We start from the raw sequence: 23641 nt of genomic DNA, 5'->3' as shown, positions 1-23641 counted from the left end.
ACCGAAGGCTCAGTGAATGACGCCCATCCGACATAGGAACTGGGGCGCCGGCCCTAACGTTCCGGCGTCTCTCAGGAGGCGTAGAATGAAATCTGGATATGTCTGGTCCCTGAAACCCGAGGGCGAAGGCTGGCGCTGGCAGGCGCTCGGCCGCGAGGATCGCGCCCTGGTGGCGCAAGGATTGGCCCGCTCCAAGGCGGAGGCCGCCGCCTATCTGGTGCGCGCCCTGTCGCGCGGCATGGTCGCGGAAAAGGACGCCGCCTCAGCATGAGCCGCAGGGCGAATCCGACCATGCCGATGAGCGTGCTGGAGACAGGCGTCTATCGGGGCCCGCACCTCTACAGCGCCACGCCCATGATCCGCATCCAGCTGGACCTGGGGGCGCTGGAGGACCATCCCACGAACGCCCTGCCCGGCTTCGCGGAAGGGCTGCTCGAGCGGCTGCCGGGACTGGCCAACCACGGCTGTTCCAGGGGCGAGCCCGGCGGCCTGGTCGAGCGCCTGGATGAAGGCACCTGGCTGGGCCATGTCATCGAGCATGTGGCGCTGGAGCTGCAGAGCCTGGCCGGCGCCGCCGTGACGCGGGGCAAAACCCGATCGGTCAAGGGGCGGCCCGGCACCTATAATGTCATGTACGCCTATGAGGACGAGTCAGCCGGGCTGCTGGCCGGGCGCCTCGCCGTCCAGATCGTCGACGCCCTGTTGCCGGAACACCTGCGCGGCGCGCGGCGTCTGGACCGCATCACAGAGGCGCCGGAAGGCACTGAGGTTGAAGCGGCTGTGGAGCTGGTGCGAAACGCCCTTCGGCGCAACGCCCTTGGCCCCACCACGCGCGCCCTGGTCGAGGCGGCCAAGCGGCGCGGCGTTCCGGTGCAGCGGTTGAACGAGCACAGCCTGATCCAGCTGGGCTGGGGCGCCAATCAGCGCCGCATCCGCGCCAGCGTCACCGACCGCACGGGGCTGCTGGCGGCGGAATCGGCCGGGGACAAGGCCGAGACCAAGATGCTGCTGGACGCCATCGGCATTCCGGTCGCGCGCGGCGTCGTCGCCCGCTCCGCCGATGAGGCGCTGAGCCAATCGAAGCGTCTGAAGACGCCGCTGGTCATCAAGCCGCTGGACGGCAACCACGGTCGCGGCGTGACCACCGGCATCGTCGGCGAAGAGCCCTTCCGCGCCGCTTTCGCCGAGGCGCAGAAGATCAGCCGCCGCGTCGTGATTGAAGAGCAACTGCCCGGCCGCGACCACCGCATTCTCGTCGTCGACGGCAAGGTGGTCGCCGTAGCCGAGCGCGTGCCGCCGCACGTCATCGGTGACGGCGAACGCACGGTTCGCCAGCTCGTCGATGCGGTCAACGCCGATCCTCGCCGGGGCGAGGGCCACGAGTGCGTGCTGACCAGGATCAAGCTGGATCCGGCCGCGCTGGAGCTGCTGAGCCGTCAGGGCCTGGCGCCCGACGATGTGCCGGCCCAGGGCCGCGAGGTGCTGCTGAAGACGGCGGCCAACCTCTCCGCCGGCGGGACGGCCGTGGACCGCACCGACGAGATTCATCCGCACAACGCCGCCATCGCCCGCCGCGCCGCGCTGGCGATGGGGCTGGACGTGGCGGGGATCGACCTCCTCGCGCCGGACATCACGAAATCGATCCGCGAAACCGGCGGCGGCGTGGTCGAGGTCAATGCCGCGCCGGGTTTGCGCATGCATCTGGAACCCTCGGAGGGCCAGGCGCGCGACGTCGCCGAACCGATCATCGACATGATGTTCCAGCGCGGGGCCCGCGCCCGCATCCCCGTGCTGGCGGTCACTGGCACCAACGGAAAATCGACCGTGGGCCGCATGCTGACCCATATCTTCGCCCGTCAGGGCAAGTGCGTGGGCCTGACGAACACCAGCGGCGTCTATGTGGGCGAAGAACAGATCCTGTCCGGCGACGCCTCCGGCCCGAAGAGCGCCCGCATGGTGCTGCGCGACCCGACGGTCGAGGTGGCGGTGTTCGAGTGCGCGCGCGGCGGCATCTTGCGCGAGGGCCTGGCCTTCGACCGCTGCGATGTGGGTGCGGTGCTGAACGTCACCGAGGACCACCTCGGCCTCAAGGGCGTCGACACGCTGGACGACCTGGCTGCGGTCAAGTCGGTGGTGGTCGAGAGCGTCTCGCGCCGGGGCGTCAGCGTGCTTAACGCCGACGATCCCACGACCCTGCGCATGGCGCGCCATGCCGGCGGAAGGATCGGCTGGTTCTCCATGCGCGGCGACATGGAGGCGCCGGGCTTCCTGCTGAAGCACATCGCCGAAGGCGGCCTGGCGGTCCTTTATGATCCCGCCACCCAGCTGATCACCCTGCACGATCGCGGCCAGGCGCAGGTGGTCTGCGATGCCCGGAATATTCCCGCCACTTTGCGCGCCAGGGCCGCGTTCAACGTGCAGAACGCCATGGCGGCCATCGCCATGGCCCACGGGGCGGGCGTTTCCGTCCCAGCCATCGCCGAGGCCCTGTCCAGCTTCGCCTCGACCTACGAGCAGAACCCCGGCCGCATGAACGTCCATGACGAGCACGGATTCCGCGTGGTGCTGGATTACGCCCATAATCCCAACGCGGTGCGGGCGCTGGGCGAGACCATCGCCGCCATGCGCCGGCCGGGCGCCCGGGCCATCGGCATGCTGAGCGTGCCGGGCGACCGGCGCGAAGAGGAGATCCGCGGCGTCGGCGCGGCGGGGGCCGAGCACTTCGACGTGCTGGTCTTCCGCGAGACCCCCGACAACCGGGGCCGGCCCGCCGGAGACGTGATGCGCCTGATGACCGAAGGCGCGGTGGCGGCCGGGTTCAACCCGCGCTGCATCCATGAGGTGTACGAGGAGTCCGATGCCGCCGAACTGGCCCTGCGCCTGGCGGAGCCTGGCGACATCGTCGCCCTCACGCCCACGCGGATCGAGGCGGTGTGGCGGATCATCCAGGCGTTCCAGCCTCTGAGCACTCCGGCCGAAACGAAAGACCGACCAGAAGCGCCAGACGCGGTGCTGGAGCCCGCCCATGGCTGACGAGCAACAGGACCCGTGTCCGGGGCCGCTCCTCATCATCGGAGGACATGAGGACAAGGATGGCGAGCGGGCCATCCTCAAGGCGCTGGCCAGGCTGGTGGGCGAGCGCCGGCTGGTCATCGCCACCGTGGCCTCGCACGAGCCCGACGGCTACCTCGAAGCCTATCAGGACGCCTTCCGCGACCTGGGCGTCACGGATCTGGTCGAACTGTATGTCGAAGAGCGTGGCGACAGCGCGAGGGACGAAGCATTGCGCAAGCTGGACGGCGCCGGCGGGGTCTTCTTCACAGGCGGCGACCAGCTGCGCATTTCAAGCCAGATCGGAGACACCCCGCTTGAGCGCCGCATCCTGGAGCTGCACGCCCAGGGGCTGCCGATCGCCGGCACCTCGGCCGGCGCGGCGGTGATGAGCGAGACCATGCTGGTCAAGGGGCCCAACGCTACCTCGTACCGCATCGGCGAGCTGCACATGGCGCCGGGCCTGGGCCTCATGCGCGACGTCATCATCGACCAGCACTTCGCCGAGCGCGGCCGTTATGGGCGCCTTCTGGGCGCCGTGGCCCATAACCCGCGCCTACTGGGCGTCGGCATCGACGAGAACACCGCCCTGCTGGTCGAGAACGGCTGCGGCACGGTGCTGGGCGAGGGCGCGGTCTATGTGGTGGACGGCCATGGGGCCAGCCATTCCAACATCGCCGAGGAAGAGGCCGAGCGGGCCCTGTCCATCTTCGACGTGCGCATGCATGTGCTGTCCAGCGGCGATGAGTTCGACTTTGAGCGCCGCCGGCCGAAAAGCGGCAAGCACTGGGACGACCGCTAGGATCCGATCTGGACCGAAATCTGGGCTTCGTTGGGCGCGCCGGCCTCAACCGATTTCGGTCTGGAGCGGCAGGATGCCCAGCCGCTCGCCCCGCGCCCTCAGTGCCCGGTAGCATTCGCAGGCCCGCCGCTCGAGCCGGGACCGGTCGCGGATGTGGATGACCCCCCGCGCATAGGAGAGCCCAGCCTCCTCCTTGAGCCCGCTCATGGCGTCGAGGATCGTGGTGCGCTGGGCGCCGAGCAGTTCGGCCAGCTCCACCTGCGTGTAGGTGAGCGGCAGGCCGGGACTCAGGTCCGAGGCGAAAAGCAGCCACCTTGCCAGTCGCTGGGCGACCGGATGCTCGGCGTTGCAGGCGGCGGCCTGCACAGCCTGGACCTGGTAGAACAGCGTCAGTCGCTGAAGCGCGATGCGTAACGCGTAGCTCTTCTCCGCCCGTTCGAGAATGGCCTCGGTCGGAATGGCCCACGCCCGGCCTGGGCGCCGCACCCTCACTCGCCACGGGCAGGCCGACCGCGCCAGGAAGGGCGCGAGGCCGGAGACGCCCTCGCGGCCCACCACCGAGGTCTCCACAGCGGCCCCGTCCTTGAGCACCACCACGTTGCCGAACTCGGCGTCCACGGGGAAGTGGGCGGCCTCGACCAGGTCGTCCTGCTCGATCAGTACACGCCCCCGCTCCAGCTCGACAGGCTGCAGCGCAGGAGCCAGGGCCCGCTGATCCTCCGCGTCAAGCCGGTCGAGAAAGGCGTTGCCGAAGGGTTCCGGACTCATCCGCTCCGGCCGGAACAGCGTGACACCTCTTCGGCAAACCGGACGGTCAGCCGGGCCTGGTCGGGCGCATGTTCCTTCAGGTGGATGAACCAGCCGTTCTCCTCCTCGAACATGTGGGTCAGGACCGCGCCTTCGATATGTTCCCACTTGTCGGTCCAGGCCTTGGCGGCCGGATCGATGTTCTCCAGCTCGGACATCTGCATCTTGGTGGTCGTCTGCTCGCCGTAGGCCGCGCCGGCCTGCATCTTGTGGCCGTGCTGGGCCATGGCCGGATAGAGCACCACCTCCTCAGCGGCCGAATGCGGGTTCAACACGTCGGCCAGCGCCTTCATGGCCGCCAGACGCGCCTCGGGCGCGGTGGCTTCACGCCCCTCTCGGAAGCAACGGCGGATCTGGTCATGCTGATCCAGCGCCAGGGTTAGCCAGTCATTCGCCTCGGCGGCGGCGCGCGCCTTCTCAGTGGCCTCGGCGCGCCTTTCGTCCGAGGGTTGGGGCGTGACGGCGGCCAGCGCCCGGTCGATGATGGACATCTTCAGTCTCCCTCGGTTGTGGAAACGCCGGCGGGCGAGCCCTTGGGCGCGCCGGAGGCCTCCCCGGTCGAGACGGTCAGGTCCGAGACCTCGCGCGCGTCAGGACCATCTGGCCCGGCGGTGTGGCGCTCCCTGCGACCGGTGCGCATGGTTTCCTCGTGGTCAGCCACGCCCCATCGCTCGCCCAGCGGCTGGGCGTCGTTGGCGATGCGGCCCTTCTGATTCTGCTGATGTATGTCGCGCTGCATGCTGGGCTCCTTGAGGGCTCCTCAAGGCAACAACCTGCATGCACCTAGGTTCCGCCGCGCCGCCTCCCACGGGAAGCGGGGTAGTCGGGATCAGGCCCGGTCGCGCGTGGGGTTCATCTTGCTCTTGTCGGCATAGGTCAGGGCCAGGAAGACATCCTCCAGGTCTGGGTCTTCAGTGGCGATGTCGCGGATACGCACCCCGGCCGCGCGCACGGCCATCAGCACCTGCTCCACGCTGGACTGGCCGGTCTTGTAGGTGATGGAAAAGGCGCCGCCCGGCCACGCCTTGGCCTCGAAGCCGCTGATCTCGGGCGCCGTCTCCAGCGGCTCCTCGGGCGTAACCCACACGTTGCGGGTATCCAGGCGGCGCAGCAGTTCGGGCGTTGGGGCGTCCGCGACGATCTCGCCGTGATTGACGATGGCGATGCGGTCGCACAGCTCCTGGGCCTCCTCCAGATAGTGGGTGGTCAGAAGCACGGTCACGCCCTCAGCGTTGATGCGCCGCACATAGGCCCACAACTGACGGCGCAGCTCCACGTCCACGCCCGCGGTCGGCTCATCCAGGATCAGCACCGGCGGATTATGCACCAGGGCCTTGGCGATCATCAGGCGGCGCTTCATGCCGCCGGACAGCTGGCGCACATAGGCCTCGGCCTTGTCGGCCAAGCCCAGGGCCTCGAGCAGCTCGTCGGTGCGGCGCTCAGCCTTGGGCACGCCGTAGAAACCCGCCTGCACCTCCAGCGACTCCCGCGGAGTGAAGAAGACGTCGGCGGTGATCTCCTGGGCGACCACGCCCAGCGCGGCGCGGGCGTTCCGGGGCTCGCGGTCGATGTCGCGGCCCCAGATCGTCACCTGCCCTTCGGTCTTCACCGTCACCCCTCGCCGGCTTCACCTCGAAACCAGCGAGAGCCTGATCCGGCAGCGCTACGGCCACCACTGCCCGGATCACATGGAAAACGCCCGCAAGGCCCTGAGCCGCCGGCGGCGCGCCTAGCGCGACGCGCACGGGCAAGACTGCGCTGCGGACGGCCTGTTCCGCACAATCGCCGTCATCCCGATCGGGAAGATCGGAACCGCCGGGGGGCCTCCAGACGCCGAGTCTTCCTGATTGGGCAGATTCTGCGTTTCATGGGCCAATCATGGGCAGCCCCTCGCCGAGGGCGCTCACAGACCAGATAAGTGTTTGAAAAGAATGGTGGACGCGACAGGGATTGAACCTGTGACCCCTACGATGTCAACGTAGTGCTCTCCCGCTGAGCTACGCGTCCGCCGGGCGGTTCCGGGGGGCCGGAACGGGAAGGCGGCTCCTATAGCCCGCCCACGGCGGACCCCGCAAGGCCTTCGCGCCGCGCGACCCTCAAGTCTGCGCCAGGATCGCTTCCAGCCCCTCGCGATAGCTCGGATAGCGGGGCCGCCAGCCCAGAGCCGCCTTGGCCTTGCCGTTGCCGATGCGTTTGGAGTCCAGATAGAAGCGCCGCATTTCGGCGTTGACCGCCGGATCATCCAACTCGGTCCAGGGCGGCGGCTCCATACACAGGCGCAGGGCCGCCCACTCGGTCACCTCATGCGCCGGCGCCGGCGCATCGTCGGTCAGGTTGTAGGCCTGGCCCGCCTGGCCCCGCTCCAGCATCAAGATCAGCCCCTCGGCCGCGTCATCGACGTGGACCCGGTTGAAGACCTGGCCGGGCTTGCGCACCCGCTGGGCGTCGCCCGCGCGCAGGCGGTCTAGGACCGATCGGCCCGGGCCGTAGATGGCGGGCAGCCGGGCGATCATCACCTCGGCCCCCGCAGCCTGTCCCAACGCCAGCCAGCCGCGCTCGGCCGCCGCGCGGCGCGCGCCCTGGATCGTCGGCGCGTTCAGGGATCCCTCCTCGAGCACCCAGCGTCCGCCCCGGTCGCCGTAAACCCCCGTGGTCGAGACATAGACGATGCGGCGCGCCCGCCCGTCAGCGAGCAAACCCCGCGTGAGCGCAAGGACAGGACAGCCTTCCGAGCCCGGGGCGGCGGTGACGATCACGCCGTCCGCGGCGCCGACGACCTGGCTCAAGGCCGCCCCATCCATCGGGTCGAGGGCCGCCAGCCCCTCGCCCTGGAGCAGGCGCCGCCGCTCGGCGGCCCGCGCCGCCGCGTCCACCCTCGCCCCCCTGGCCCTCAGCCGCAGGGCGGCGATCCGGCCCAGATAGCCGGCGCCCAGAACCGCGATGCGCACCGCCGTCAGGTTCAAGCCGTCAGACCGCCTGGGCCTGGGGCGGCGCGTGAGGCGTCTCAGGCGCCTGGGCGGCAGCCGCGCGATCCCGGTTCCAGTGGGAGACGCAGGGGATCTTGCTCATATCGACGCGGTCGGCGTAGCGGCGGGCCACCTCAGTCACCTCCTCCATCAGGCCCTGGCGCAGGGTGATGGGGTTGAGACCCAGCTGACGGAACTGATCGTTGGCCACCACCAGCTCGTTCTCATCCGCCTCCTGACGCGGGTTGGGCATGTGGGCGATCTCGGCCCCGGTCATCTCGGCGATCATGCCGGCCAGGTCGCGTACGCGGCGGCTCTCGGTCATCTGGTTCAGGATCTTGACCCGCTCGCCGCGCGAGGGCGGGTTCTTCAGGGCCAGCTCGATGCAGCGCACCGTATCCTGGATGTGGATGAAGGCCCGCGTCTGCCCGCCCGAGCCGTGCACGGTCAGGGGGTGGCCGACGGCCGCCTGCATCAGGAAGCGGTTCAATACCGTGCCGTAATCGCCGTCATAGTCGAAGCGGTTGATCAGCCGCTCGTCGGCGCGGGTCTCGGCCGTCTGGGTGCCCCAGACGATGCCCTGGTGCAGGTCGGTGATCCGAAGGCCGTCGTTCTTGGCGTAGAACTGGAACAGCAGGGCGTCCTGGGTCTTGGTCATGTGGTAGATCGAGCCCGGGTTCGGCGGGAACAGGATTTCCTGCTCGGCCGGGCCGAAGTCGGTGTCCACAGTCACCCGCAGATAGCCCTCGGGGATGCGTAGCCCGGCGGTGGTGTAGCCATAGACTCCCATGGTCCCCAGGTGGGCCAGGTGCACGTCCAGACCGCTTTCCACGATCGCCGCCAAGAGGTGATTGGTGGCGTTCAGATTGTTGTCGACCGTGTACAGCTTGTGGCGCGCCGACTTCATAGAATAGGGCGCGGCCCGCTGCTCGGCGAAGTGGACGATGCTGGTCGGCTTCAGTTCACGGATCAGAGCGACCAGCCGGTCGAACTCCTTGCCGACCGTCATGTTGACGAAACCGATGGACTTGCCGCTGACCTCTTTCCAGGCGGCGATGCGCTCGCCCATGGGCCGGATGGGCGTCAGCGACTGCACCTCCAGCTCGTTGTCGATGGCGCGCCTGGACAAGTTGTCGACAACGGTCACCTCCCAGCCCAGGTGGGACAGATGCAGCGCCGTCGGCCAGCCGCAGAAGCCGTCGCCGCCCAGAATGATGACGCGATGGGTCAATGCCGTCTCCTGCTCAAAAACCTGGCCCCTCAGCGTTAGCCATGGAGGGCGCGCCGGGCAACCTTGGCGGTGGGGCTGAGGAGAACTTCCTCGCCGCTTGCCGGCCGTTCTCAGGGACGGCGCCCGGCCATTGCGGCCAAAGCCCGTTTGGCCCCCGGCGCGGCTTGCTCTAGTTGTGAGGACTTAACCTTCCCCGGCTAGGTCCGGGCGAAACGACGGAATACGACGGACGGGTCATGGGTCAGAGACGCTATTTCGGCACCGACGGCATTCGGGGCCGCGCCAACAGCCATCCCATGACGGCCGAAGTGGCCCTGCGAGTCGGCCTGGCGGCGGGCAAGCTGTTCATGTCGGCCGACGACCGCCGCCATCTTGTGGTGATCGGCAAGGATACGCGGCTGTCGGGCTATATGATCGAGCCGGCCCTGGTGGCGGGCTTCGCCTCGGTCGGCATGGACGTGCGACTGTTCGGTCCGCTGCCGACGCCCGGCGTGGCCATGATGACCCGCTCCATGCGCGCGGACCTGGGCGTGATGATCTCGGCCAGCCACAACAACTACGCCGACAACGGCATCAAGCTGTTCGGACCGGACGGCTACAAGCTGTCGGACGAGATGGAGCTGAAGATCGAGGCGCTGATGGACCAGGGCCTTGAGCAGGGTCTGGCCGCCTCCGACAAGCTGGGCCGCGTCAAACGCATCGACGACGCCCAGGCCCGCTATGTCGAGATCGCCAAGGCGACCTTCCCGCGCAATCTGAACCTGAACGGTCTGCGGGTGGTGATCGATTGCGCCAACGGCGCCGCCTACAAGGTCGCGCCCGTGGCCCTTTACGAACTGGGCGCCGAGGTCTTCCCCGTGGGTGTTGAGCCGGACGGGACGAACATCAACCAGAAGTGCGGCTCCACCGCCCCCGAGGCCATGGCCGAAGCGGTACGGACCTATCGCGCCGACATCGGCATTGCGCTGGACGGCGACGCCGACCGGCTAATCGTCTGTGATGAGAAGGGCGCCGTGGTCGATGGCGATCAGATCATGGCGCTGATCGCCAAAAGCTGGGCCAGGAAGGGCGTTTTGAGCGGCGGCGGCGTCGTGGCCACGGTCATGTCCAACCTGGGGCTGGAGCGGCGCCTGGAGGCCGACGGACTGAAGCTGATCCGCGCCAAGGTGGGCGACCGCTATGTCATGGAGCAGATGCGGCAGGGCGGCTTCAACCTGGGGGGCGAGCAATCCGGCCACATCATTCTGCGCGACCACGCCACCACGGGCGACGGCCTTCTGGCGGCGCTTCAGGTGCTGGCGGTGATGGTCGAGAGCGGCAAGCCCATGAGCGAGCTGGCGCGGCAGTTCGACCCCGTCCCCCAGGTGCTGGAGAATGTCCGCCACGCCGGCGGCAAGCCGCTGGAGGCCGCCGCGGTCAAGGACGCAATCGCAGCCGGCGAAGCGACCCTGAACGGGTCGGGCCGGGTGCTCGTGCGCGCGTCGGGCACCGAGCCCCTGATCCGCGTCATGGCCGAGGGAGACAACGCCGCCCTCGTGCGCCGGGTCGTCAAGGACATCGCCGCGGCGGTGAAGGCGGCGGGTTAAATCCCTCAGATTTCCTGATTGAAGTCGGTCACCCCGTGGCGGGCCAGGCGGGGTTTCACCTCCTCGCGAAAAAGGGCGCGCATATCGTCTTCGGAAGCCATGCTCTCGACCACCGTGACCAGCTCGGGCTTGTTGGAGCTGGCGCGGACCAGCACCCATGAGCCATCCTCCAGGTGCACGCGCGCGCCGTTGACGGTGATGACCTCGGTGATCTTGCGGCCCAGGATCGAGCCGCCCTCGGCGCCCATCTTCTCGTACTCGGCGACGATGCGGGCCAGGACCTCGTACTTCTCCTCGTCGGGGCAGTGCGGGCTCATGGTCAGCGAAGTGTAGGCCGTCGGCAGGGCAGCCTTGAGCCGGCTCAGCGACTTCTCCGGATTGCGGTCCAGCATCTGCAGGATGGCGGCCGCCGCCACCAGGCCGTCGTCATAGCCGCGCCCGATGGGGGCGTTGAAGAAGAAGTGGCCGGACTTCTCGAACCCGGCCAGGGCGCCCAGCTCGGCGGTTTTGCGCTTGATGTAGGAGTGGCCGGTCTTCCAGTAGACGGTCTGGGCCCCGTTGGCCTTCAGCACCTCGTCGGTGGCGTAGAGGCCGGTGGACTTCACATCGACCACGAAGGTGGCGTCCTTGTGCAGGGCCGACAGGTCCCGCGCCAGCATCAGCCCGATCTTGTCGGCGAAGATCTCTTCACCCGTCTCATCCACCACGCCGCAGCGGTCGCCGTCGCCGTCGAAGCCCAGGCAGAGGTCGGCGCCCTTTTCGCGCACGGCCTTGGCCATCTCCTTCAGCATATCGTGGTCTTCGGGATTGGGGTTGTAGCGCGGGAAGGTCCAGTCGAGATCGCAGTCCATCTCGATGACCTCGGCGCCCATGCGGCGGAGCGCCTCGGGCGCGAAGGCGCCGGCCGTGCCGTTGCCGCAGGCGGCGATAACGCGAAGCGGCCGGGTCAGCTTCACCCCGCCGGTCACCTCCTCCAGATAGCGCTCGCGGAAGTTCTCGACGCGGGTGACCGAACCGCCGGGCCGCTCCACACCCTTGCCGCCCAGCACGATGTCCTTGAGCGCGCCCATCTCCTCCGGGCCGAAGGTCAGCGGGGCCTGGGCGCCCATTTTCACCCCGGTCCAGCCGTTCTCGTTGTGGCTGGCCGTGACCATGGCCACGCAGGGGGCGTCCAGCGCGAACTGGGCGAAATAGGCCATGGGCGACAGCGCCAGGCCGATGTCCAGCACCTCGCATCCGCCCTGGATCAGGCCCAGGGTCAGGGCCTGCTTCACCGACAGGGAATAGCTGCGGAAGTCGTGGCCGACGACGATGCGGGGCGTCTTACCCAGATCATGGATGTAGGTGGCCAGCCCCAGGCCCAGCGCCTGAATGCCGAGGAGATTGATCTCCTTCTCCAGGACCCAGCGCGCGTCGTACTCGCGAAAGCCGGTCGCCTTGACCAGGGCCTGGGTCTCGTACTCGGGCGTGTTGGGCTTCAGGTCGGCGCGGGGCGTCGTCATGGCAGGTCCGTCGGCAAGGGGTGCAGAAACTGGTCAGATCACGCCGGCGCGCAGCAGGTCGTGCACGTGCAGAACGCCGACCGGGCGCCCTTGGTCTACGACGAACAGCACGGTGATGCGCGCATCGTTCATCACCTTCAGCGCATCGGCGGCCAGGTCGTCGGGGGAGACCGTCTTGGGCGAGGGGGTCATCACCTCGGCGGCGGCATGGCTCATCAGGCCGTCCATGTGGCGGCGCAGGTCGCCGTCCGTGATCAGGCCCGCCAGGGCGCCGTCATCACCCAGCACGCCGACACATCCGAAGCGCTTCTCGGTCATGGTCAGCAGCGCCTGGGGCATGGGCGTGCGTCCCTCGACCAGGGGCAGTTCCGGACCGCCATGCATCAGGTCGCCGACGGTCTTCAGCGCGGCGCCCAGCTTGCCGCCGGGGTGGTAGTTGCGGAAATCCTTCGCCGTAAAGCCCCGCCGCGCCATCAGGGCCACCGCCAGCGCATCGCCCAGCGCCATCTGCAGGGTGGTCGAGGTGGTGGGCGCGTCAACGCCCTGCGCCGCCTCGGGCGCATCGGGTAGCAGAAGCAGTACGTCAGCGGCGCGGCCGAGGGCGCTGTCAGCCCGTCCTGTCATACCGATGAGGGGAACGCCGAACCGCTTGGCGTAGGCGACCACGTCGGCCAGCTCCTTGGTCTCGCCCGACTTGGAGAGCGCCAGGATCAGGTCGCCCGAACCGATCATGCCGAGGTCCCCGTGACTGGCCTCGGTCGCATGGACGAACATGGCGGGCGCCCCGGTGGAGGCCAGGGTCGCAGCGATCTTGCGGCCCACATGGCCCGACTTGCCGACGCCGGTCAGGACGACGCGGCCCGTCACGGCCGCGCACAACTCCACGGCCCGCGTGAACGGCTGGCCCAGACCTTCACCCATCTGGATCAGCGCCTCGGCCTCGGTCCTCAGAACCTGGCGGGCGACGTCGAGATCATCACTCATGGGACAGAGGGCTCCGACGCGTCCGATTCAGCGGCCTGAGCCGTACGCGCCAACTCTTGCGCTCGCTCGGCCGCGCGGGCCTCTTCAGCCGCCTTGCGCTGCTCAAGAATGGCGTACTCCGGCAGGGTGACGGGCCGGCGGAACGGGCCCGGCGACGGCGCGCCCATGCCCTGCGGCCAGACGAGCGCCAGCGCGATCAGCCCCAGGGCGAACAACGCGGTCAGAAAGTAGAACAGGCGGTCCGAAAGCATTGTCCGGCCTATACCGCCTGGGCGGCCCCCGCGCCACCCGCGCTTGACCCCTCCCCTGAGCGGCGTTAGCCCAGCCGGACCGCGCCGGGCCGCTGCCCTGCCCTGTCGCGCGGCGGAGAGCCTTGATGCCCACCCTGATCCTGCTGCGCCATGGCCAGAGCCAGTGGAACCTGGAAAACCGCTTCACCGGCTGGGTCGATGTGGACCTGACGACTGAGGGCGAGGCCCAGGCCAGGCGCGGCGGCGAACTGATGGCCGAGCAGGGCTTGTTGCCGGATGAGGCCTTCACCTCGGTGCAGACGCGCGCCATCCGCACCTGCAACCTGGCCCTGGACGCCGCGAGGCGCAGCTGGATTCCGGTGACCAAGGACTGGCGGCTGAACGAGCGCCACTACGGGGGGCTGACCGGCCTCGACAAGACGGAAACCGCGCGCCTGCACGGCGAAGAGCAGGTCAAGGTCTGGCGCCGCAGCTATGACACGCCCCCGCCGCCCCTGGAGGCGGGCTCCGAGCACGACCTGTCGGGCGATCCGCGCTACGCCGGCGCGACCGTGCCCGCCACCGAAAGCCTGAAGCTGACGCTTGAGCGGGTGCTCCCGTACTGGACCTCGGCCATCGCGCCGCGGCTCAAGGCTGACAAGACAGTGTTGGTGGCGGCCCACGGCAACTCGCTGCGTGCGATCGTCAAACATCTGTTCCAGGTGGCTGACGACCGGATCGTGGGCGTGGAGATCCCCACAGGCAATCCGCTGGTGATTGAGCTGAATGCGGACCTGCAACCCGTCTCGGCCCGTTATCTGGATGAGGGCCGCGCCCAGGCCCTGCCGGAGATCGCCGCATGAGCGACGCCGATTTCATGGCCCGCGCCATCGAGCTGGCCCGGGGCCGCCTCGGCCGCAGCTTCCCCAACCCGCCGGTCGGTTGCGTCATCGCCCGTGACGGCCAGATCATCGCCGAGGCCGCCACGGCCGATGGCGGTCGCCCCCACGCCGAGGAGCAGGCCCTGCCCCAGGCCGGCGAGCGAGCCGACGGCGCCACCGCCTATGTGACGCTGGAGCCGTGCGGCGCCCGCTCTTCCGGACGCATCTCGTGCGCCCAGCACCTGATTGACGCGGGCGTCAGGCGCGTCGTCGTCGCCTGCGAAGACCCTTCGCCATTCGCGGCCGGGCGGGGCATCGAGAAGCTGCGCGCCGCGGGACTTCAGGTTGAAAGCGGCCTGCTCGCGGATCAGGCCATCGGCCTGGTCGAGGGCTATCTGCACCGGCTGAAAACGGGCCGCCCCCTGGTGGTCGTGACCGAAGACGCCGAGGGCTTCGACGCCCGCTTCGCGGCCAGTCCAAAGGCCGACCTCGAGGCCGAACTGACCCGCCTTGGCGAAGCCGGCTACACGCGCCTCTGGACCCCGCCCGGCCCCCTGGCCGACGCCTTGGCGGAACAGGGACTGCTGACCGGCTGAGCGCCGCGTTAAGCACATTTCTTTAACGGCGTTCGCCGATGCTGGCGCGATGGCGGCCAGCGCCCAGATACAACAACTGCACAAGAGGCTGACCCAAGCCGAAGCGGACGCCATCTGCGCCCGGCACGACCGCCTGTGGCAAGCCAGGCCCGGCGGCGCCCGCGCCGTCTTCGCCTGGTGCGATCTGTCGGGCCTGAATCTGGTGGGTCGCAACCTCGCCGACGCGGACCTGTCCGGCGCCATTCTGGCCGACTGCGATCTGAGCGGCGCTCGCCTGGACAGCGCCAACCTGTTCGGAGCCGACTTGCAGAACGCCATCCTGATCGAGGCCAGCCTGAGGCGCGCCGACCTGCGCGGCGCCTGCCTGCGCGGCGCGGATCTCTCAGGGGCCGACCTGTTCGAGGCCGACCTGCGTGAAGGCGTCATCGCCGCGGCCGACAAGGCCTCCGGCTTCAAGGTCTTCGCGGCCCAGACCCGCGCGGGCGAGGCCCAGGGCGCCATCCTGGCCGGCGCCAATCTGCAGCGCTCCAAGCTGTCGGGCGTCATCGCCGTGAAGGCCGACTTCTCGGACGCGGTGATGAAGGACTGCAAGCTGGTCCGCGCCAATCTGAAACAGGCGAACCTGAACGGCGCCGACCTGGCGGGAGCGGACATGTCCGGCGCCGACATCTCCGGCGCGGACCTCAGGAATGCGGTGCTGGTGGGCGCACGCACGGACCAGATGCGCAAGGACGGCGCTGATCTGCAGGGCGCCCTGACTGACGACGCGCCCGCGGGCGCGCGGCTGACCGACCTGCCGGCCGCCGAAATGCTGCGCGAGCACGCCCGCTGGTGCGAGACTGGCGGGGCCGAGGGCCAGCCGTCCAGGTTCGACGGCGTCGACCTGCGCCCGCTGAAGTCCGTCAAGGGCCTGAACCTGACGGCGCTCTCGGCCAAGGGCGCGGTCTGGTACGGGCTGGATATGCAGGGCGTTCAGCTCCAGGGCGCCCATCTGGAAGGGGCCGACCTGCGTGGGTGCGACCTGCGCCACGCCGATCTGCGCGGCGCCCGGTTGACCGGCGCGAAACTCAACGGCTCGGACCTGCGTGGCGCGGACCTGGGGCCTCTGATGATCACGGCGGATCGGCTGCTGCCGACTGACCTGACGCGCGCCGACCTGCGTGGGGCGGATCTTTCCGGCGCCGACCTCAGGCGCGTCGTGATGATGCTGGCGGACCTTTCACGGGCGGACTTCCACGGCGCCCGCATGGACGGCGCCGATACCACCGGCGCTCAGGCGCGCACAGCCAGGGGCCTGCCGCCGCCGGAATAGCAAAGGGGCGGCGCCTTTCAACGCCGCCCCGACAGGCTCACATGGATGGGGCGGATCAGGCCGCCTTGCCCTTGCCGGCCGGCTTGGCCGAGCCTTCGACCAGGGTGGGACGGGTCCGGGAGCCTTCGCCCGAGATCGGGATGGAGCGGGGCTTCAGCGCCTCGGGCAGTTCGCGGCGCAGGCTGATGGACAGCAGGCCGTTCTCCAGCGAGGCGTTGGTCACGACCACGTAGTCCGCAAGCTGGAAGCGGCGCTCGAAGTCGCGCTCGGCCAGCCCGCGGTGCAGGAAGCGGCGCTCTTCAGCTTCGTTGGCCTGCTTGCGGCCGGCGACCAGCAACAGGTTTTCCTTCACATCGACCGACAGCTCTTCGGCCCGGAAGCCTGCAACCGCCACTTCGATGCGGTACTCGTTCTCGGCGGTGGCCTCAATGTTGTAGGGCGGCCAGCCGTTCGCCTCTGACTTGGCGGCGGTCTCCAGCATATTCGCCAGGCGGTCGAAGCCGACCATGGAGCGATAGAGGGGGGACAGATCGTAGGTACGCATGACAATCCTCCTGCATGCAGCAAGGTTGACGCCGATCCGCGCGTTTGACCCGGACCGGCAGGGGCGAAGCGGTAGGACCCATCTGGCGTCCAAGGCTTCGGAAGACCCGCGATGGCGTCTTCGCAATCAGAGATGGTGTGCGGCTTTCCGGCCGCAAGAGGGTTCCCGGCCAAATCGCCGCACGGCTTTGACGAGGGGGGCGGCGCGGGCTAATCCCGGCGTGTCCGGGGCCTCCGGAAGGCGCTCGGAAGATGGGTGGCATGGCCGAAGCAGGGTTCAAAAATCCGGGCGCGAGGGGGGTGTGGACGCGCCGCGGCCTTCTGGCGGCCGCGGGGGGCGCAGCCCTCGTTCTGACCGGCTGCGGCGAGCGGGATTCCACCAAGGCCGAGGCGCGCCGGCCCGCCAGGGCGGATGGTCCGCCCGAGGGGTCCATGGCCTGGGCCGTCGCGGGCGACTGGCGCGGCGGCGATCGGGCGCGCGACGCGGCGCGCCACCCGGCCGAGACCCTGGAGTTCTTCGACCTGGCCGCCGGCAACGAGGTGGCTGAGTTCTGGCCGGGAGCGGGCTGGTGGACCGAGATCCTGGCCCCGTGGCTGGCGCGCAACCAGGGCAGGCTGCACGCCGCCAACTTCCAGCTCCAGCCCGGCGGCGATCCCGCCATGGCGCGCATCGTGGAGCGATTCCGCGAACGCTTCGGCGGCGACAGGCGGCTTTACGGCGACATCTCGATGGTGGAGTTCGGCCCCACCAGCGGGCCCGTCGCGCCGGCCGGTTCGCTCGATCTGGCCCTGTTCATGGACAATATCCACACCTGGATGGCGGCTGGGATCGCCGAGAAGGCCTTCGCGGACGCCTTCGCCGCGCTTAAGCCGGGCGGGCGCCTGGGCGTCGTCCAGGCCCGGGCCGATTCCGGCGAAGTGCAGGATCCCGCAGCCACCAGCGGCTATGTGCAGGAGGCCTTCGTCAAGCAGCTGGCCCAGGAGGCGGGGTTCGAGTTCGTCGCCGGCAGCGAGGTCAACGCCAATGCCGAGGACACCAAGGACCATCCCTTCGGCATCTGGACCCTGCCGCCGCACCGCCTTTCGGCCCCGCCAGGGCGTCCGGCCGATCCGACCTTTGATCACACTCCCTTCGACGCGATCGGCGAGGCCGACCGCATGACGCTCAAGTTTAGGAAACCCGCGTGAGTCGCGCCGCCGCCTTCGCCGCCAACGCCCCCTTGATGGGCATACCCGCAGCTCCCTCGCCCGCGGGCGGACAAGGCGAATGGGTGCGCGGGGCGGGCGGTCTGCGCCTGCGGGCCGCCTTCTGGACGCCCGACGCCTCAAGCGCCCCGCAAGGCCCGCGAGGCACGGTGATCCTGAGCCCCGGCCGCACCGAGCCCATCGAGAAGTACTTCGAACTGATCGGCGACTTCCTGGCGCGCGGATTCTGCGTGCTGGCCCACGACTGGCGCGGTCAGGGGCTGTCCGCCCGCCTGACTCCCGACCGCCTGAAGGGTCACGCCCGCGCGGTCGAAGAGTATCTCGATGATTTCAGCCGCCTGCTCGACGCCTTTGAAGGCCGCGCGCCCAGGCCGTGGATGATGGTCGGCCACTCCATGGGCGCCTGCCTGAATCTGCTGACGCTGGAAGACGGCGAGAGCCGCATCGGCGCGGCGCTGCTGTCCAGTCCCATGCTGCGCATCAAGACAGGCAAGCGGTCCCTGTGGTCGGTTCGCTTCGCGGCCCGCTGGAATGTGCGCAATGGCCGTGCGGCCGAGTACATCCTCGACAACACCGACGATCCCTTCGAGCACACCTTCGAACGGGACGGCCTGACCACCGACGCCCACCGCTACGAGCTGTGGCGCCAGCAGCTGTACGCCTGCCCGCACCTGGCCCTCGGCGGCCCCACCTGGGGCTGGCTGCTCATGGCGCTCGAAGCGGGCGAGCGGGCCCTCAAGCCCAAGGCGTTGAAGCGCGTACGCATCCCGGTCGTGGTGGTGCAGTCCGGCGAGGACGATCGCGTCTGGAAGCAGACCAATCGCTGGGCCGCCAAGCGGCTGGGCCGCGGCCGCTATGTGGAGATCCCCGGCGCCAAGCACGAGATCTTGATGGAGCGCGACGACCTGCGCGCCCTGGCCCTTCGCGAGTTCGATTCGCTCGCCGACTATCTCGCGCCTCGCAAGGAGGCGCTGACGGGTCTCGAACACGCACAAGCCGCAGGCGAAGCGACTTAAAAACGTGGCATGATCCCCGCTAGGATGGCTTCCGATAGTCAGGGAGCGTCCGGTTCCGGGACGCCGGGGGTAGAGTCGGGTGCGTGAGGACGAGGACGACACGCCGCGGGGATCGCGCTTCGGGTCTGGTCTGACCCTGGGCGTTCTCGGCGGCCTTGTGGCGGGCGTGGCGTTCGGCTGGTGGGCGGCCGGCGGCGCCCTGCCCTCCATGCCGCAACCGGCTCAGCCCCATCAGGCTCCCGCCGCCGGCGCGGCCCCGGTCCAGGCCGTGACCCCTTCGGTGGACCTGAACGCCCAGGCTCTGCAGGCCGCCGTGGCCGAGACCGACCCTATCGTCATCGGCGTGTTTGGCGACTCCATGGCCGACGGCCTGTGGGCCGGCCTCTACCGCCAGCTGCGCGATGAGCAGAACGTGCGGGTGGTGCGCTTCAGCCGGCCGTCCACCGGCCTGACCCGCTATGACTACGTGGACGTGGGCGCCCAGACCGCCGAGCAGCTGGCCGGTGAGCCCGTCGATATCGCCGTGTTCCTCATTGGCACAAACGACCGCCAGGCCCTTCAGGGCGACGGCCGCCAGGCCCTGACCTATGGCGAGGCCGAGTGGCGCGCCGCCTATGCGGGCCGGGTCGACGCCTTGGCTGATCAGGTGCGCGGCGCGGGCGCGGCCCTCTATTGGGTCGGCCTGCCGCGCATGCGTTCGGAACGGGCCGACGCGGGGGCCGAGCTGGTCAATGACATCTTCGCCGGGCGGGGCCGCGCCAAGGGCTTTCCCTTCATCGACACGACGGCCGCCACCAGCGATGAGAGCCGTCTCTATGCCGCCTATCTGCCGACAGGCCCCAACGGGCGCCTGCAGCTGGCTCGCGCCAATGACGGCATCCACATGACCATGAGCGGCTACCTGCGCATGGCCGAGCCCGTGGCGGCGCAGATCCGCGCCGACCTCTCCCGCGCCCGCGCCTCGACCCAGCCGCCGGCGCCGCCGGGGAGCATCGATCAGGCCCCCGTCGTGGACGGCGCGGCTTGATCGCGGCGCTGCTGGCCCTCGCCGTGACCATGGCCCAGCCGCCAGAGCGCCCCGCGGACTGCACACACCTTTGCGGCGGCGAGGCCTTGGCGCCGGTCGCCCGGACTCTGCACGATCCTGAACGACAGCGGCCGCTACGCATCCTCATTCTGGGCGACAGTCACAGCGCCGCCGACCACATCTCGGGCGCCCTGCGCGAGCGGTTGCAGGGCCGCTACGGGGAAGGCGGCCGCGGCGTCCTGCCCGCAGGCCTCGCCTTTCAGGGCTACTCCATTCGCCAGGGCGCGATCGAGGCCTCGGGCGTGCGTATGACCCGCACGGGCGATGACGGCCAGGCGGCCGGCCTGTCCGGCTTCGTCGCCACGGCGCAGGCGGGCGCCCGCCTCAGCCTCGCGGTCGAGGGCGTCGCCGCCTTTGACGAGCTGACGATCTGCTACCTGGCCGAGCCGGGGGCGGGCGTGCTGAGCATCACCGCCGGCGACGCCCGGCTGGAGCAGTCGGCCGCCGCGTCCGACCGCGCGCCGCGCTGTGTGACCCTGACTCCCTCCTCCCGCGCCTTCGAGGCGGCGGTGGAGGTGTCTGGCGCGCCGGTGCGGCTGTTCTCCTGGGCAGCCAGACGCACCACCGGCGGAGGCGTCGAGGTGTCGAACCTCGGCGTCATAGGAGCCCTCGCGACCTCGGTACTGAACCGGGACGCCGCTTTGCTGCAGGCTGAGCTTGAAGCCTATCGGCCCGACCTGATCATCGTCGCCTTCGGAACCAACGAGGGCTTTGAGCCTCAGCTCGACCTCGACGCCTACCACGCCGCCTACGCCGGGGTTCTGACCCGTCTGGCCTCGCTCGCGCCGCAGGCCCAGGTCGTGGCGCTCGGAGCCCCCGACGCCGCCACCGTCAGACCCGACCTCTACTACGACGGCAGGGACGAGGCGTTCGCCGTCTGCTCACCGCTCACCCCGGTGGAGCGCGCCGACTACGCGGCCCTCGTCGCCGCGCGCGACCCGGCCCTGGCCCGCTGGTACGCGCCCCCGATGCTGGGCCCGGTGCGCGAGGCGCAGCGCGACGTGGCGCGCAGTCAGGGCGTTCCCTTCTGGGACTGGGAAGCGGCCATGGGCGGTCCCTGCTCGATCCATCAGTTCTACCTGGCCGACCCGCCCATGGCGCGCGGCGACCACGTGCATTTCACCCGTTGGGGCGCGGACCTGATCGGCGGCAGGCTCGCCGACGACCTGATCGCCGCCTTCGAAGCGGCCCGTGAGGGGAGCGACTGATGCTGTTCCCCACTATGCAGTTCGGCCTTTTCTTCCTGGCCGTCTACGCCATCACCTGGAGTTTCGGGCGGGACAACGTCGCGCGCAAATGGTTCCTGCTGCTTGCCAGCTGGGCGTTCTACGCGGCCTGGGACTGGCGTTTCGTCGGCCTTCTCATCGCATCCGGCCTGCTCAACTGGTGGACGGCCGAGCGCATCGATGCGGCCCAGACCAGCCGCCGGCGCAAGGCCTGGGTGGCGCTGGGCGTCGCCATCAACCTGACCATCCTCGGCTTCTTCAAGTATTACGGCTTCTTCGTCGAGCAGCTGAGCGCGCTGCTGACCCAGGTGGGCTGGGAGCGGGACCTGCCCCTGCTCGAGATTATCCTGCCGGTCGGGATCTCCTTCTACACCTTCCAGGGCATCAGCTACGTCGTGGACGTGCATCGGCGCGTAACGCCCAAGGCGGATTCGGTCGGCGACGTGATGCTGCTGATGAGCTTCTTCCCGCACCTCGTGGCGGGCCCGATCGTGCGGGCCTCGCACCTGCTGCCTCAGTTCGAACGCACGCCGAAGCTGTCGCGCACCCTAGTCGCCCACGGCCTGGTCCTGATCGCCTGGGGGCTGGCCAAGAAGATGATCTTCGCCACCGAGTTGGCGACCCGGGTGGTCGACCCGGTCTTCTTCGACCCTTCCGCCTATGGGGCGGCGGACCTGGCGCTCGCGGCCTACGCCTATGCCGTGCAGATCTATTGCGACTTCTCGGCCTACAGCGACATCGCCGTGGGCGTGGCGGCGCTGCTCGGCTATCGGTTTCCGCGCAACTTCGACCAGCCCTATCGCGCCACCTCGCTGCAGGAGTTCTGGCGGCGCTGGCACATCAGCCTGTCCAGCTGGCTGCGCGACTATCTCTACATCCCGCTGGGCGGCGGCCGGGGTCCGGTCTGGCGCACCTGCATCAACCTGATGATCACCATGCTCTTGGGCGGCATCTGGCATGGGGCCGCCTGGACCTTCGTCGCCTGGGGCGCGCTGCATGGCGGCGTCTTGACCCTTGAGCGCCTGTGGAGGGCCGCACGCAAGGAAGCGGCCCGGCGGGCGCCGGCCATCATCGGGCTGCTCGTGACCTTCCATGTGGTGCTGCTCAGCTGGATCCTGTTCCGCTCGGAGAGCTTCGAGGCGGTCAGGCAGTACTTCGTCGCCTTCGCCAGCAACCCGGCGACGCCGACCCTGCTGACCCCATTTGTGTTGGTGCTCGTGGTCGGGGGCCTTGGCCTTCACGCCCTGCCGTCCAGGGCGGGGGAAGGCGCGGCGCGGCTCCTGGCGCGCCTGCCCTCGCCGGCGGCGGCTCTGGTCTTCGCCTTTGCCCTGCTGCTGATCGAAGCGGTTCGGCCCCAGGGCGTTGCGCCCTTCATCTACTTCCAGTTCTAGGGAGGGTCCGATGGGCATGCTGTTCGACGAAGACCCCGCCGACCTCGACATCGAGGCCTTCGGCTACGCCGCCCCGGACGAGACCGAGGCCAGGGCCGACACTGACCGCGGGTGGCTCAGCCGCATTCTTCTGATCACGACCATCCTTCTGGCCTTCACCAACGCCCAGTCGCTTGTGACCTGGTCTTCGACCCTGGAGCCGACCTGGACCGGCCGCACGGTTCGCGCCCTCTCCCAGGCCTGGGCTGATCAGATGTCCGAGCTCGGCCTCGACCGGTTCCGCAACGGGGTCTCCGACGTCTGGACGGCCTTCCAGGAGTTGCCCCGGCGCCAGGGCCCGCCGCGCATCGCGCCCGCCTCGGACCAGGTCGACCAATCGCCCTCGCCTTGATCTCGCCCGGACTGGGGCGCAGGCTCCCCCCATGACCCGGGTCTTCTCCCTTCTGGCCGCCTCAGCCCTCGCCCTTGTTCTGGGCTGCGCCCCCTCGCCGGTCCCCGCCGACGAAACGCCGATCCACAGCCTCTCGCCGGACGCCTGCGCCGCGCGCGGCGGCTCCATGATGGCGGCGGGAATGCTGGGCCGGGTGCAGTGCGTGGTCCCCTACTCCGACGCTGGCCGGCGCTGCACCGACGGCGCCCAATGCCAGGGCGATTGCCGCGCCGATCTCGAGGCGGGCCCCGAGGCGCGCGAAGGGCGCTGCCAGGCCGACAGCCGGCCCTTCGGCTGCTACGCCGTCATGGAGAACGGTCGGGCCGGACCGGCCCTCTGCGTGGACTAGAACCGGAGCGGTCGCCGCGCGTTAGCTGCGCATGACCCAATCCTCCTCTGACAAGCTGTCCGCCAGCGAAGTTTCCGAGTCCATAGCTGTCCAGGGCGGAGACGCCATGACGGGCTCAGGCGTCGGCTCCGACACCCGGGCCGGATCCCTTCAGGGCGGCGCCGCGCACGGCTCTGAAATCGATCCGGATCAGGACGCCATAGATCAGGATCTGAAGGCCCAGGGCGAGTCGGGCGCTGAGCCGAAAAGCTTCAAGGATGCCGGCGGCGACACCCGGAACAGTCGAGCGGCGGTCAACAATGTGGGACAGTCCAACCTCGGCCCCAAGGGCGATCCTGCGGAGGGCAAACGTGGCCTTTCCGACTCCGGCGGGGACGACGTCGACGCCGCCAGCGGCTGACCGATCGGTAACTTGACCGACGCCGGCCAAGCGCCGAGCCTGACG

General features: G+C 69.5%; 24 protein-coding genes, 1 tRNA gene and 1 pseudogene. 15 read left to right on the top strand and 11 right to left on the bottom strand.

What is annotated here, in order from left to right; translation table 11 throughout:
- Positions 1–85: 85 nt before the first annotated feature.
- Genes Q0812_RS08660 through Q0812_RS08650 form a run of 3 tightly spaced genes read left to right on the top strand, consistent with a single transcriptional unit; the run spans position 86 to position 3853 of the window.
- On the top strand, positions 86–271 hold the full coding sequence (locus Q0812_RS08660; protein ID WP_302109925.1) for a hypothetical protein: 186 nt from the start codon (positions 86–88) through the stop codon (positions 269–271).
- Positions 268–3033: a cyanophycin synthetase gene (gene cphA, locus Q0812_RS08655; protein WP_302109924.1), complete on the top strand. Its 2766-nt coding sequence runs from the start codon at positions 268–270 to the stop codon at positions 3031–3033. The genes Q0812_RS08660 and cphA overlap by 4 nt, the downstream gene beginning before the upstream one ends.
- On the top strand, positions 3026–3853 hold the full coding sequence (locus Q0812_RS08650) for a cyanophycinase (RefSeq protein WP_302109923.1): 828 nt from the start codon (positions 3026–3028) through the stop codon (positions 3851–3853). Before cphA ends, Q0812_RS08650 begins: the two co-directional genes overlap by 8 nt.
- A gap of 45 nt (positions 3854–3898) precedes the next feature.
- On the opposite strand, the gene Q0812_RS08645 is transcribed toward Q0812_RS08650, so the two are convergent.
- From Q0812_RS08645 to Q0812_RS08615, 7 genes and pseudogenes are all read right to left on the bottom strand, one after another.
- Positions 3899–4621 carry a Crp/Fnr family transcriptional regulator gene (locus Q0812_RS08645; protein WP_302109922.1) on the bottom strand — a complete coding sequence of 241 codons (723 nt, stop codon included), beginning with the start codon at positions 4619–4621 and terminating at the stop codon, positions 3899–3901.
- On the bottom strand, positions 4618–5151 hold the full coding sequence (locus Q0812_RS08640) for a hemerythrin domain-containing protein (RefSeq protein ID WP_302109921.1): 534 nt from the start codon (positions 5149–5151) through the stop codon (positions 4618–4620). The genes Q0812_RS08645 and Q0812_RS08640 overlap by 4 nt, the downstream gene beginning before the upstream one ends.
- A 2-nt stretch (positions 5152–5153) precedes the next feature.
- Complete coding sequence (locus tag Q0812_RS08635; protein ID WP_302109920.1) at positions 5154–5399, bottom strand: hypothetical protein; 246 nt, start codon at positions 5397–5399, stop codon at positions 5154–5156.
- 90 nt (positions 5400–5489) lie between these two features.
- Positions 5490–6278, bottom strand: a pseudogene (locus Q0812_RS08630) (ABC transporter ATP-binding protein); the annotation flags it as partial.
- Positions 6279–6592: 314 nt separating this feature from the next.
- Positions 6593–6667 (bottom strand) — tRNA-Val (locus tag Q0812_RS08625).
- 89 nt (positions 6668–6756) lie between these two features.
- The gene (locus Q0812_RS08620; RefSeq protein ID WP_302109919.1) at positions 6757–7623 is read right to left on the bottom strand and encodes an NAD-dependent epimerase/dehydratase family protein; all 867 of its coding nucleotides are present in this window, start codon (positions 7621–7623) and stop codon (positions 6757–6759) included.
- A 4-nt stretch (positions 7624–7627) separates the two neighbouring features.
- Positions 7628–8857, bottom strand: coding sequence for an NAD-dependent epimerase/dehydratase family protein (locus Q0812_RS08615; RefSeq protein ID WP_302109918.1), 1230 nt, complete (start codon positions 8855–8857; stop codon positions 7628–7630).
- A gap of 236 nt (positions 8858–9093) precedes the next feature.
- On the opposite strand from Q0812_RS08615, the gene glmM reads away from it, so the two are divergent.
- A complete protein-coding gene (gene glmM, locus Q0812_RS08610) occupies positions 9094–10443 on the top strand; it encodes a phosphoglucosamine mutase (RefSeq protein ID WP_302109917.1) in 1350 nt (449 codons plus the stop codon).
- A gap of 5 nt (positions 10444–10448) precedes the next feature.
- Here the strand turns inward: glmM and Q0812_RS08605 are convergent, their stop codons facing one another.
- The 3 genes from Q0812_RS08605 to Q0812_RS08595 are packed head-to-tail and all read right to left on the bottom strand — an operon-like array spanning position 10449 to position 13180.
- A complete protein-coding gene (locus Q0812_RS08605; protein WP_302109916.1) occupies positions 10449–11945 on the bottom strand; it encodes a phosphomannomutase/phosphoglucomutase in 1497 nt (498 codons plus the stop codon).
- Between the two features lie 33 nt (positions 11946–11978).
- Positions 11979–12929, bottom strand: a complete 951-nt coding sequence (locus tag Q0812_RS08600; RefSeq protein WP_302109915.1) for a KpsF/GutQ family sugar-phosphate isomerase — start codon at positions 12927–12929, stop codon at positions 11979–11981.
- Positions 12926–13180 (bottom strand): hypothetical protein, encoded by a 255-nt coding sequence (locus Q0812_RS08595; RefSeq protein ID WP_302109914.1) that lies wholly within the window; start codon positions 13178–13180, stop codon positions 12926–12928. The genes Q0812_RS08600 and Q0812_RS08595 overlap by 4 nt, the downstream gene beginning before the upstream one ends.
- Positions 13181–13305: 125 nt before the next feature.
- On the opposite strand from Q0812_RS08595, the gene gpmA reads away from it, so the two are divergent.
- The 3 genes from gpmA to Q0812_RS08580 are packed head-to-tail and all read left to right on the top strand — an operon-like array spanning position 13306 to position 15948.
- Positions 13306–14022 carry a 2,3-diphosphoglycerate-dependent phosphoglycerate mutase gene (gene gpmA / locus Q0812_RS08590; RefSeq protein WP_302109913.1) on the top strand — a complete coding sequence of 239 codons (717 nt, stop codon included), beginning with the start codon at positions 13306–13308 and terminating at the stop codon, positions 14020–14022.
- Positions 14019–14636 (top strand): bifunctional diaminohydroxyphosphoribosylaminopyrimidine deaminase/5-amino-6-(5-phosphoribosylamino)uracil reductase RibD, encoded by a 618-nt coding sequence (locus Q0812_RS08585; protein ID WP_302109912.1) that lies wholly within the window; start codon positions 14019–14021, stop codon positions 14634–14636. Before gpmA ends, Q0812_RS08585 begins: the two co-directional genes overlap by 4 nt.
- Before the next feature lie 49 nt (positions 14637–14685).
- Entirely contained in the window at positions 14686–15948 is a 1263-nt protein-coding gene (locus Q0812_RS08580) for a pentapeptide repeat-containing protein (protein ID WP_302109911.1), read from the top strand.
- A 55-nt stretch (positions 15949–16003) separates the two neighbouring features.
- Here the strand turns inward: Q0812_RS08580 and Q0812_RS08575 are convergent, their stop codons facing one another.
- Positions 16004–16492, bottom strand: a complete 489-nt coding sequence (locus Q0812_RS08575) for an Hsp20 family protein (protein ID WP_302109910.1) — start codon at positions 16490–16492, stop codon at positions 16004–16006.
- Positions 16493–16752: 260 nt separating this feature from the next.
- On the opposite strand from Q0812_RS08575, the gene Q0812_RS08570 reads away from it, so the two are divergent.
- The 8 genes from Q0812_RS08570 to Q0812_RS08535 all read left to right on the top strand — a co-directional run bounded on the left by Q0812_RS08570 (position 16753) and on the right by Q0812_RS08535 (position 23596).
- The gene (locus Q0812_RS08570; RefSeq protein ID WP_302109909.1) at positions 16753–17679 is read left to right on the top strand and encodes a class I SAM-dependent methyltransferase; all 927 of its coding nucleotides are present in this window, start codon (positions 16753–16755) and stop codon (positions 17677–17679) included.
- On the top strand, positions 17676–18713 hold the full coding sequence (locus Q0812_RS08565; RefSeq protein WP_302109908.1) for an alpha/beta fold hydrolase: 1038 nt from the start codon (positions 17676–17678) through the stop codon (positions 18711–18713). The genes Q0812_RS08570 and Q0812_RS08565 overlap by 4 nt, the downstream gene beginning before the upstream one ends.
- Positions 18714–18792: 79 nt before the next feature.
- Positions 18793–19740, top strand: coding sequence for an SGNH/GDSL hydrolase family protein (locus Q0812_RS08560; protein WP_302109907.1), 948 nt, complete (start codon positions 18793–18795; stop codon positions 19738–19740).
- Complete coding sequence (locus tag Q0812_RS08555) at positions 19737–21008, top strand: GDSL-type esterase/lipase family protein (RefSeq protein WP_302109906.1); 1272 nt, start codon at positions 19737–19739, stop codon at positions 21006–21008. Before Q0812_RS08560 ends, Q0812_RS08555 begins: the two co-directional genes overlap by 4 nt.
- Positions 21008–22417: an MBOAT family O-acyltransferase gene (locus tag Q0812_RS08550; RefSeq protein WP_302109905.1), complete on the top strand. Its 1410-nt coding sequence runs from the start codon at positions 21008–21010 to the stop codon at positions 22415–22417. The genes Q0812_RS08555 and Q0812_RS08550 overlap by 1 nt, the downstream gene beginning before the upstream one ends.
- 10 nt (positions 22418–22427) lie before the next feature.
- A complete protein-coding gene (locus tag Q0812_RS08545) occupies positions 22428–22808 on the top strand; it encodes a hypothetical protein (RefSeq protein WP_302109904.1) in 381 nt (126 codons plus the stop codon).
- 31 nt (positions 22809–22839) lie between these two features.
- The gene (locus Q0812_RS08540) at positions 22840–23196 is read left to right on the top strand and encodes a hypothetical protein (RefSeq protein WP_302109903.1); all 357 of its coding nucleotides are present in this window, start codon (positions 22840–22842) and stop codon (positions 23194–23196) included.
- A gap of 31 nt (positions 23197–23227) precedes the next feature.
- Positions 23228–23596 (top strand): hypothetical protein, encoded by a 369-nt coding sequence (locus Q0812_RS08535; RefSeq protein ID WP_302109902.1) that lies wholly within the window; start codon positions 23228–23230, stop codon positions 23594–23596.
- Positions 23597–23641 lie beyond the last annotated feature (45 nt).

This window comes from Peiella sedimenti (genome assembly GCF_030504955.1).
Taxonomy (GTDB): Bacteria; Pseudomonadota; Alphaproteobacteria; order Caulobacterales; family Caulobacteraceae; genus Brevundimonas; species Brevundimonas sedimenti.
This window is presented reverse-complemented; position numbering and strand designations above follow the sequence as displayed.

Bases quoted from the DNA above. Each gene is read 5' to 3' on its own strand.
- Q0812_RS08660 (WP_302109925.1), top strand. From the start codon at position 86: ATGAAATCTGGATATGTCTGGTCCCTGAAACCCGAGGGCGAAGGCTGG.
- cphA (WP_302109924.1), top strand. From the start codon at position 268: ATGAGCCGCAGGGCGAATCCGACCATGCCGATGAGCGTGCTGGAGACA.
- Q0812_RS08650 (WP_302109923.1), top strand. From the start codon at position 3,026: ATGGCTGACGAGCAACAGGACCCGTGTCCGGGGCCGCTCCTCATCATC.
- Q0812_RS08645 (WP_302109922.1), bottom strand. From the start codon at position 4,621: ATGAGTCCGGAACCCTTCGGCAACGCCTTTCTCGACCGGCTTGACGCG.
- Q0812_RS08640 (WP_302109921.1), bottom strand. From the start codon at position 5,151: ATGTCCATCATCGACCGGGCGCTGGCCGCCGTCACGCCCCAACCCTCG.
- Q0812_RS08635 (WP_302109920.1), bottom strand. From the start codon at position 5,399: ATGCAGCGCGACATACATCAGCAGAATCAGAAGGGCCGCATCGCCAAC.
- glmM (WP_302109917.1), top strand. From the start codon at position 9,094: ATGGGTCAGAGACGCTATTTCGGCACCGACGGCATTCGGGGCCGCGCC.
- Q0812_RS08605 (WP_302109916.1), bottom strand. From the start codon at position 11,945: ATGACGACGCCCCGCGCCGACCTGAAGCCCAACACGCCCGAGTACGAG.
- Q0812_RS08600 (WP_302109915.1), bottom strand. From the start codon at position 12,929: ATGAGTGATGATCTCGACGTCGCCCGCCAGGTTCTGAGGACCGAGGCC.
- Q0812_RS08595 (WP_302109914.1), bottom strand. From the start codon at position 13,180: ATGCTTTCGGACCGCCTGTTCTACTTTCTGACCGCGTTGTTCGCCCTG.
- gpmA (WP_302109913.1), top strand. From the start codon at position 13,306: ATGCCCACCCTGATCCTGCTGCGCCATGGCCAGAGCCAGTGGAACCTG.
- Q0812_RS08585 (WP_302109912.1), top strand. From the start codon at position 14,019: ATGAGCGACGCCGATTTCATGGCCCGCGCCATCGAGCTGGCCCGGGGC.
- Q0812_RS08580 (WP_302109911.1), top strand. From the start codon at position 14,686: ATGGCGGCCAGCGCCCAGATACAACAACTGCACAAGAGGCTGACCCAA.
- Q0812_RS08575 (WP_302109910.1), bottom strand. From the start codon at position 16,492: ATGCGTACCTACGATCTGTCCCCCCTCTATCGCTCCATGGTCGGCTTC.
- Q0812_RS08570 (WP_302109909.1), top strand. From the start codon at position 16,753: ATGGCCGAAGCAGGGTTCAAAAATCCGGGCGCGAGGGGGGTGTGGACG.
- Q0812_RS08550 (WP_302109905.1), top strand. From the start codon at position 21,008: ATGCTGTTCCCCACTATGCAGTTCGGCCTTTTCTTCCTGGCCGTCTAC.
- Q0812_RS08545 (WP_302109904.1), top strand. From the start codon at position 22,428: ATGGGCATGCTGTTCGACGAAGACCCCGCCGACCTCGACATCGAGGCC.
- Q0812_RS08540 (WP_302109903.1), top strand. From the start codon at position 22,840: ATGACCCGGGTCTTCTCCCTTCTGGCCGCCTCAGCCCTCGCCCTTGTT.
- Q0812_RS08535 (WP_302109902.1), top strand. From the start codon at position 23,228: ATGACCCAATCCTCCTCTGACAAGCTGTCCGCCAGCGAAGTTTCCGAG.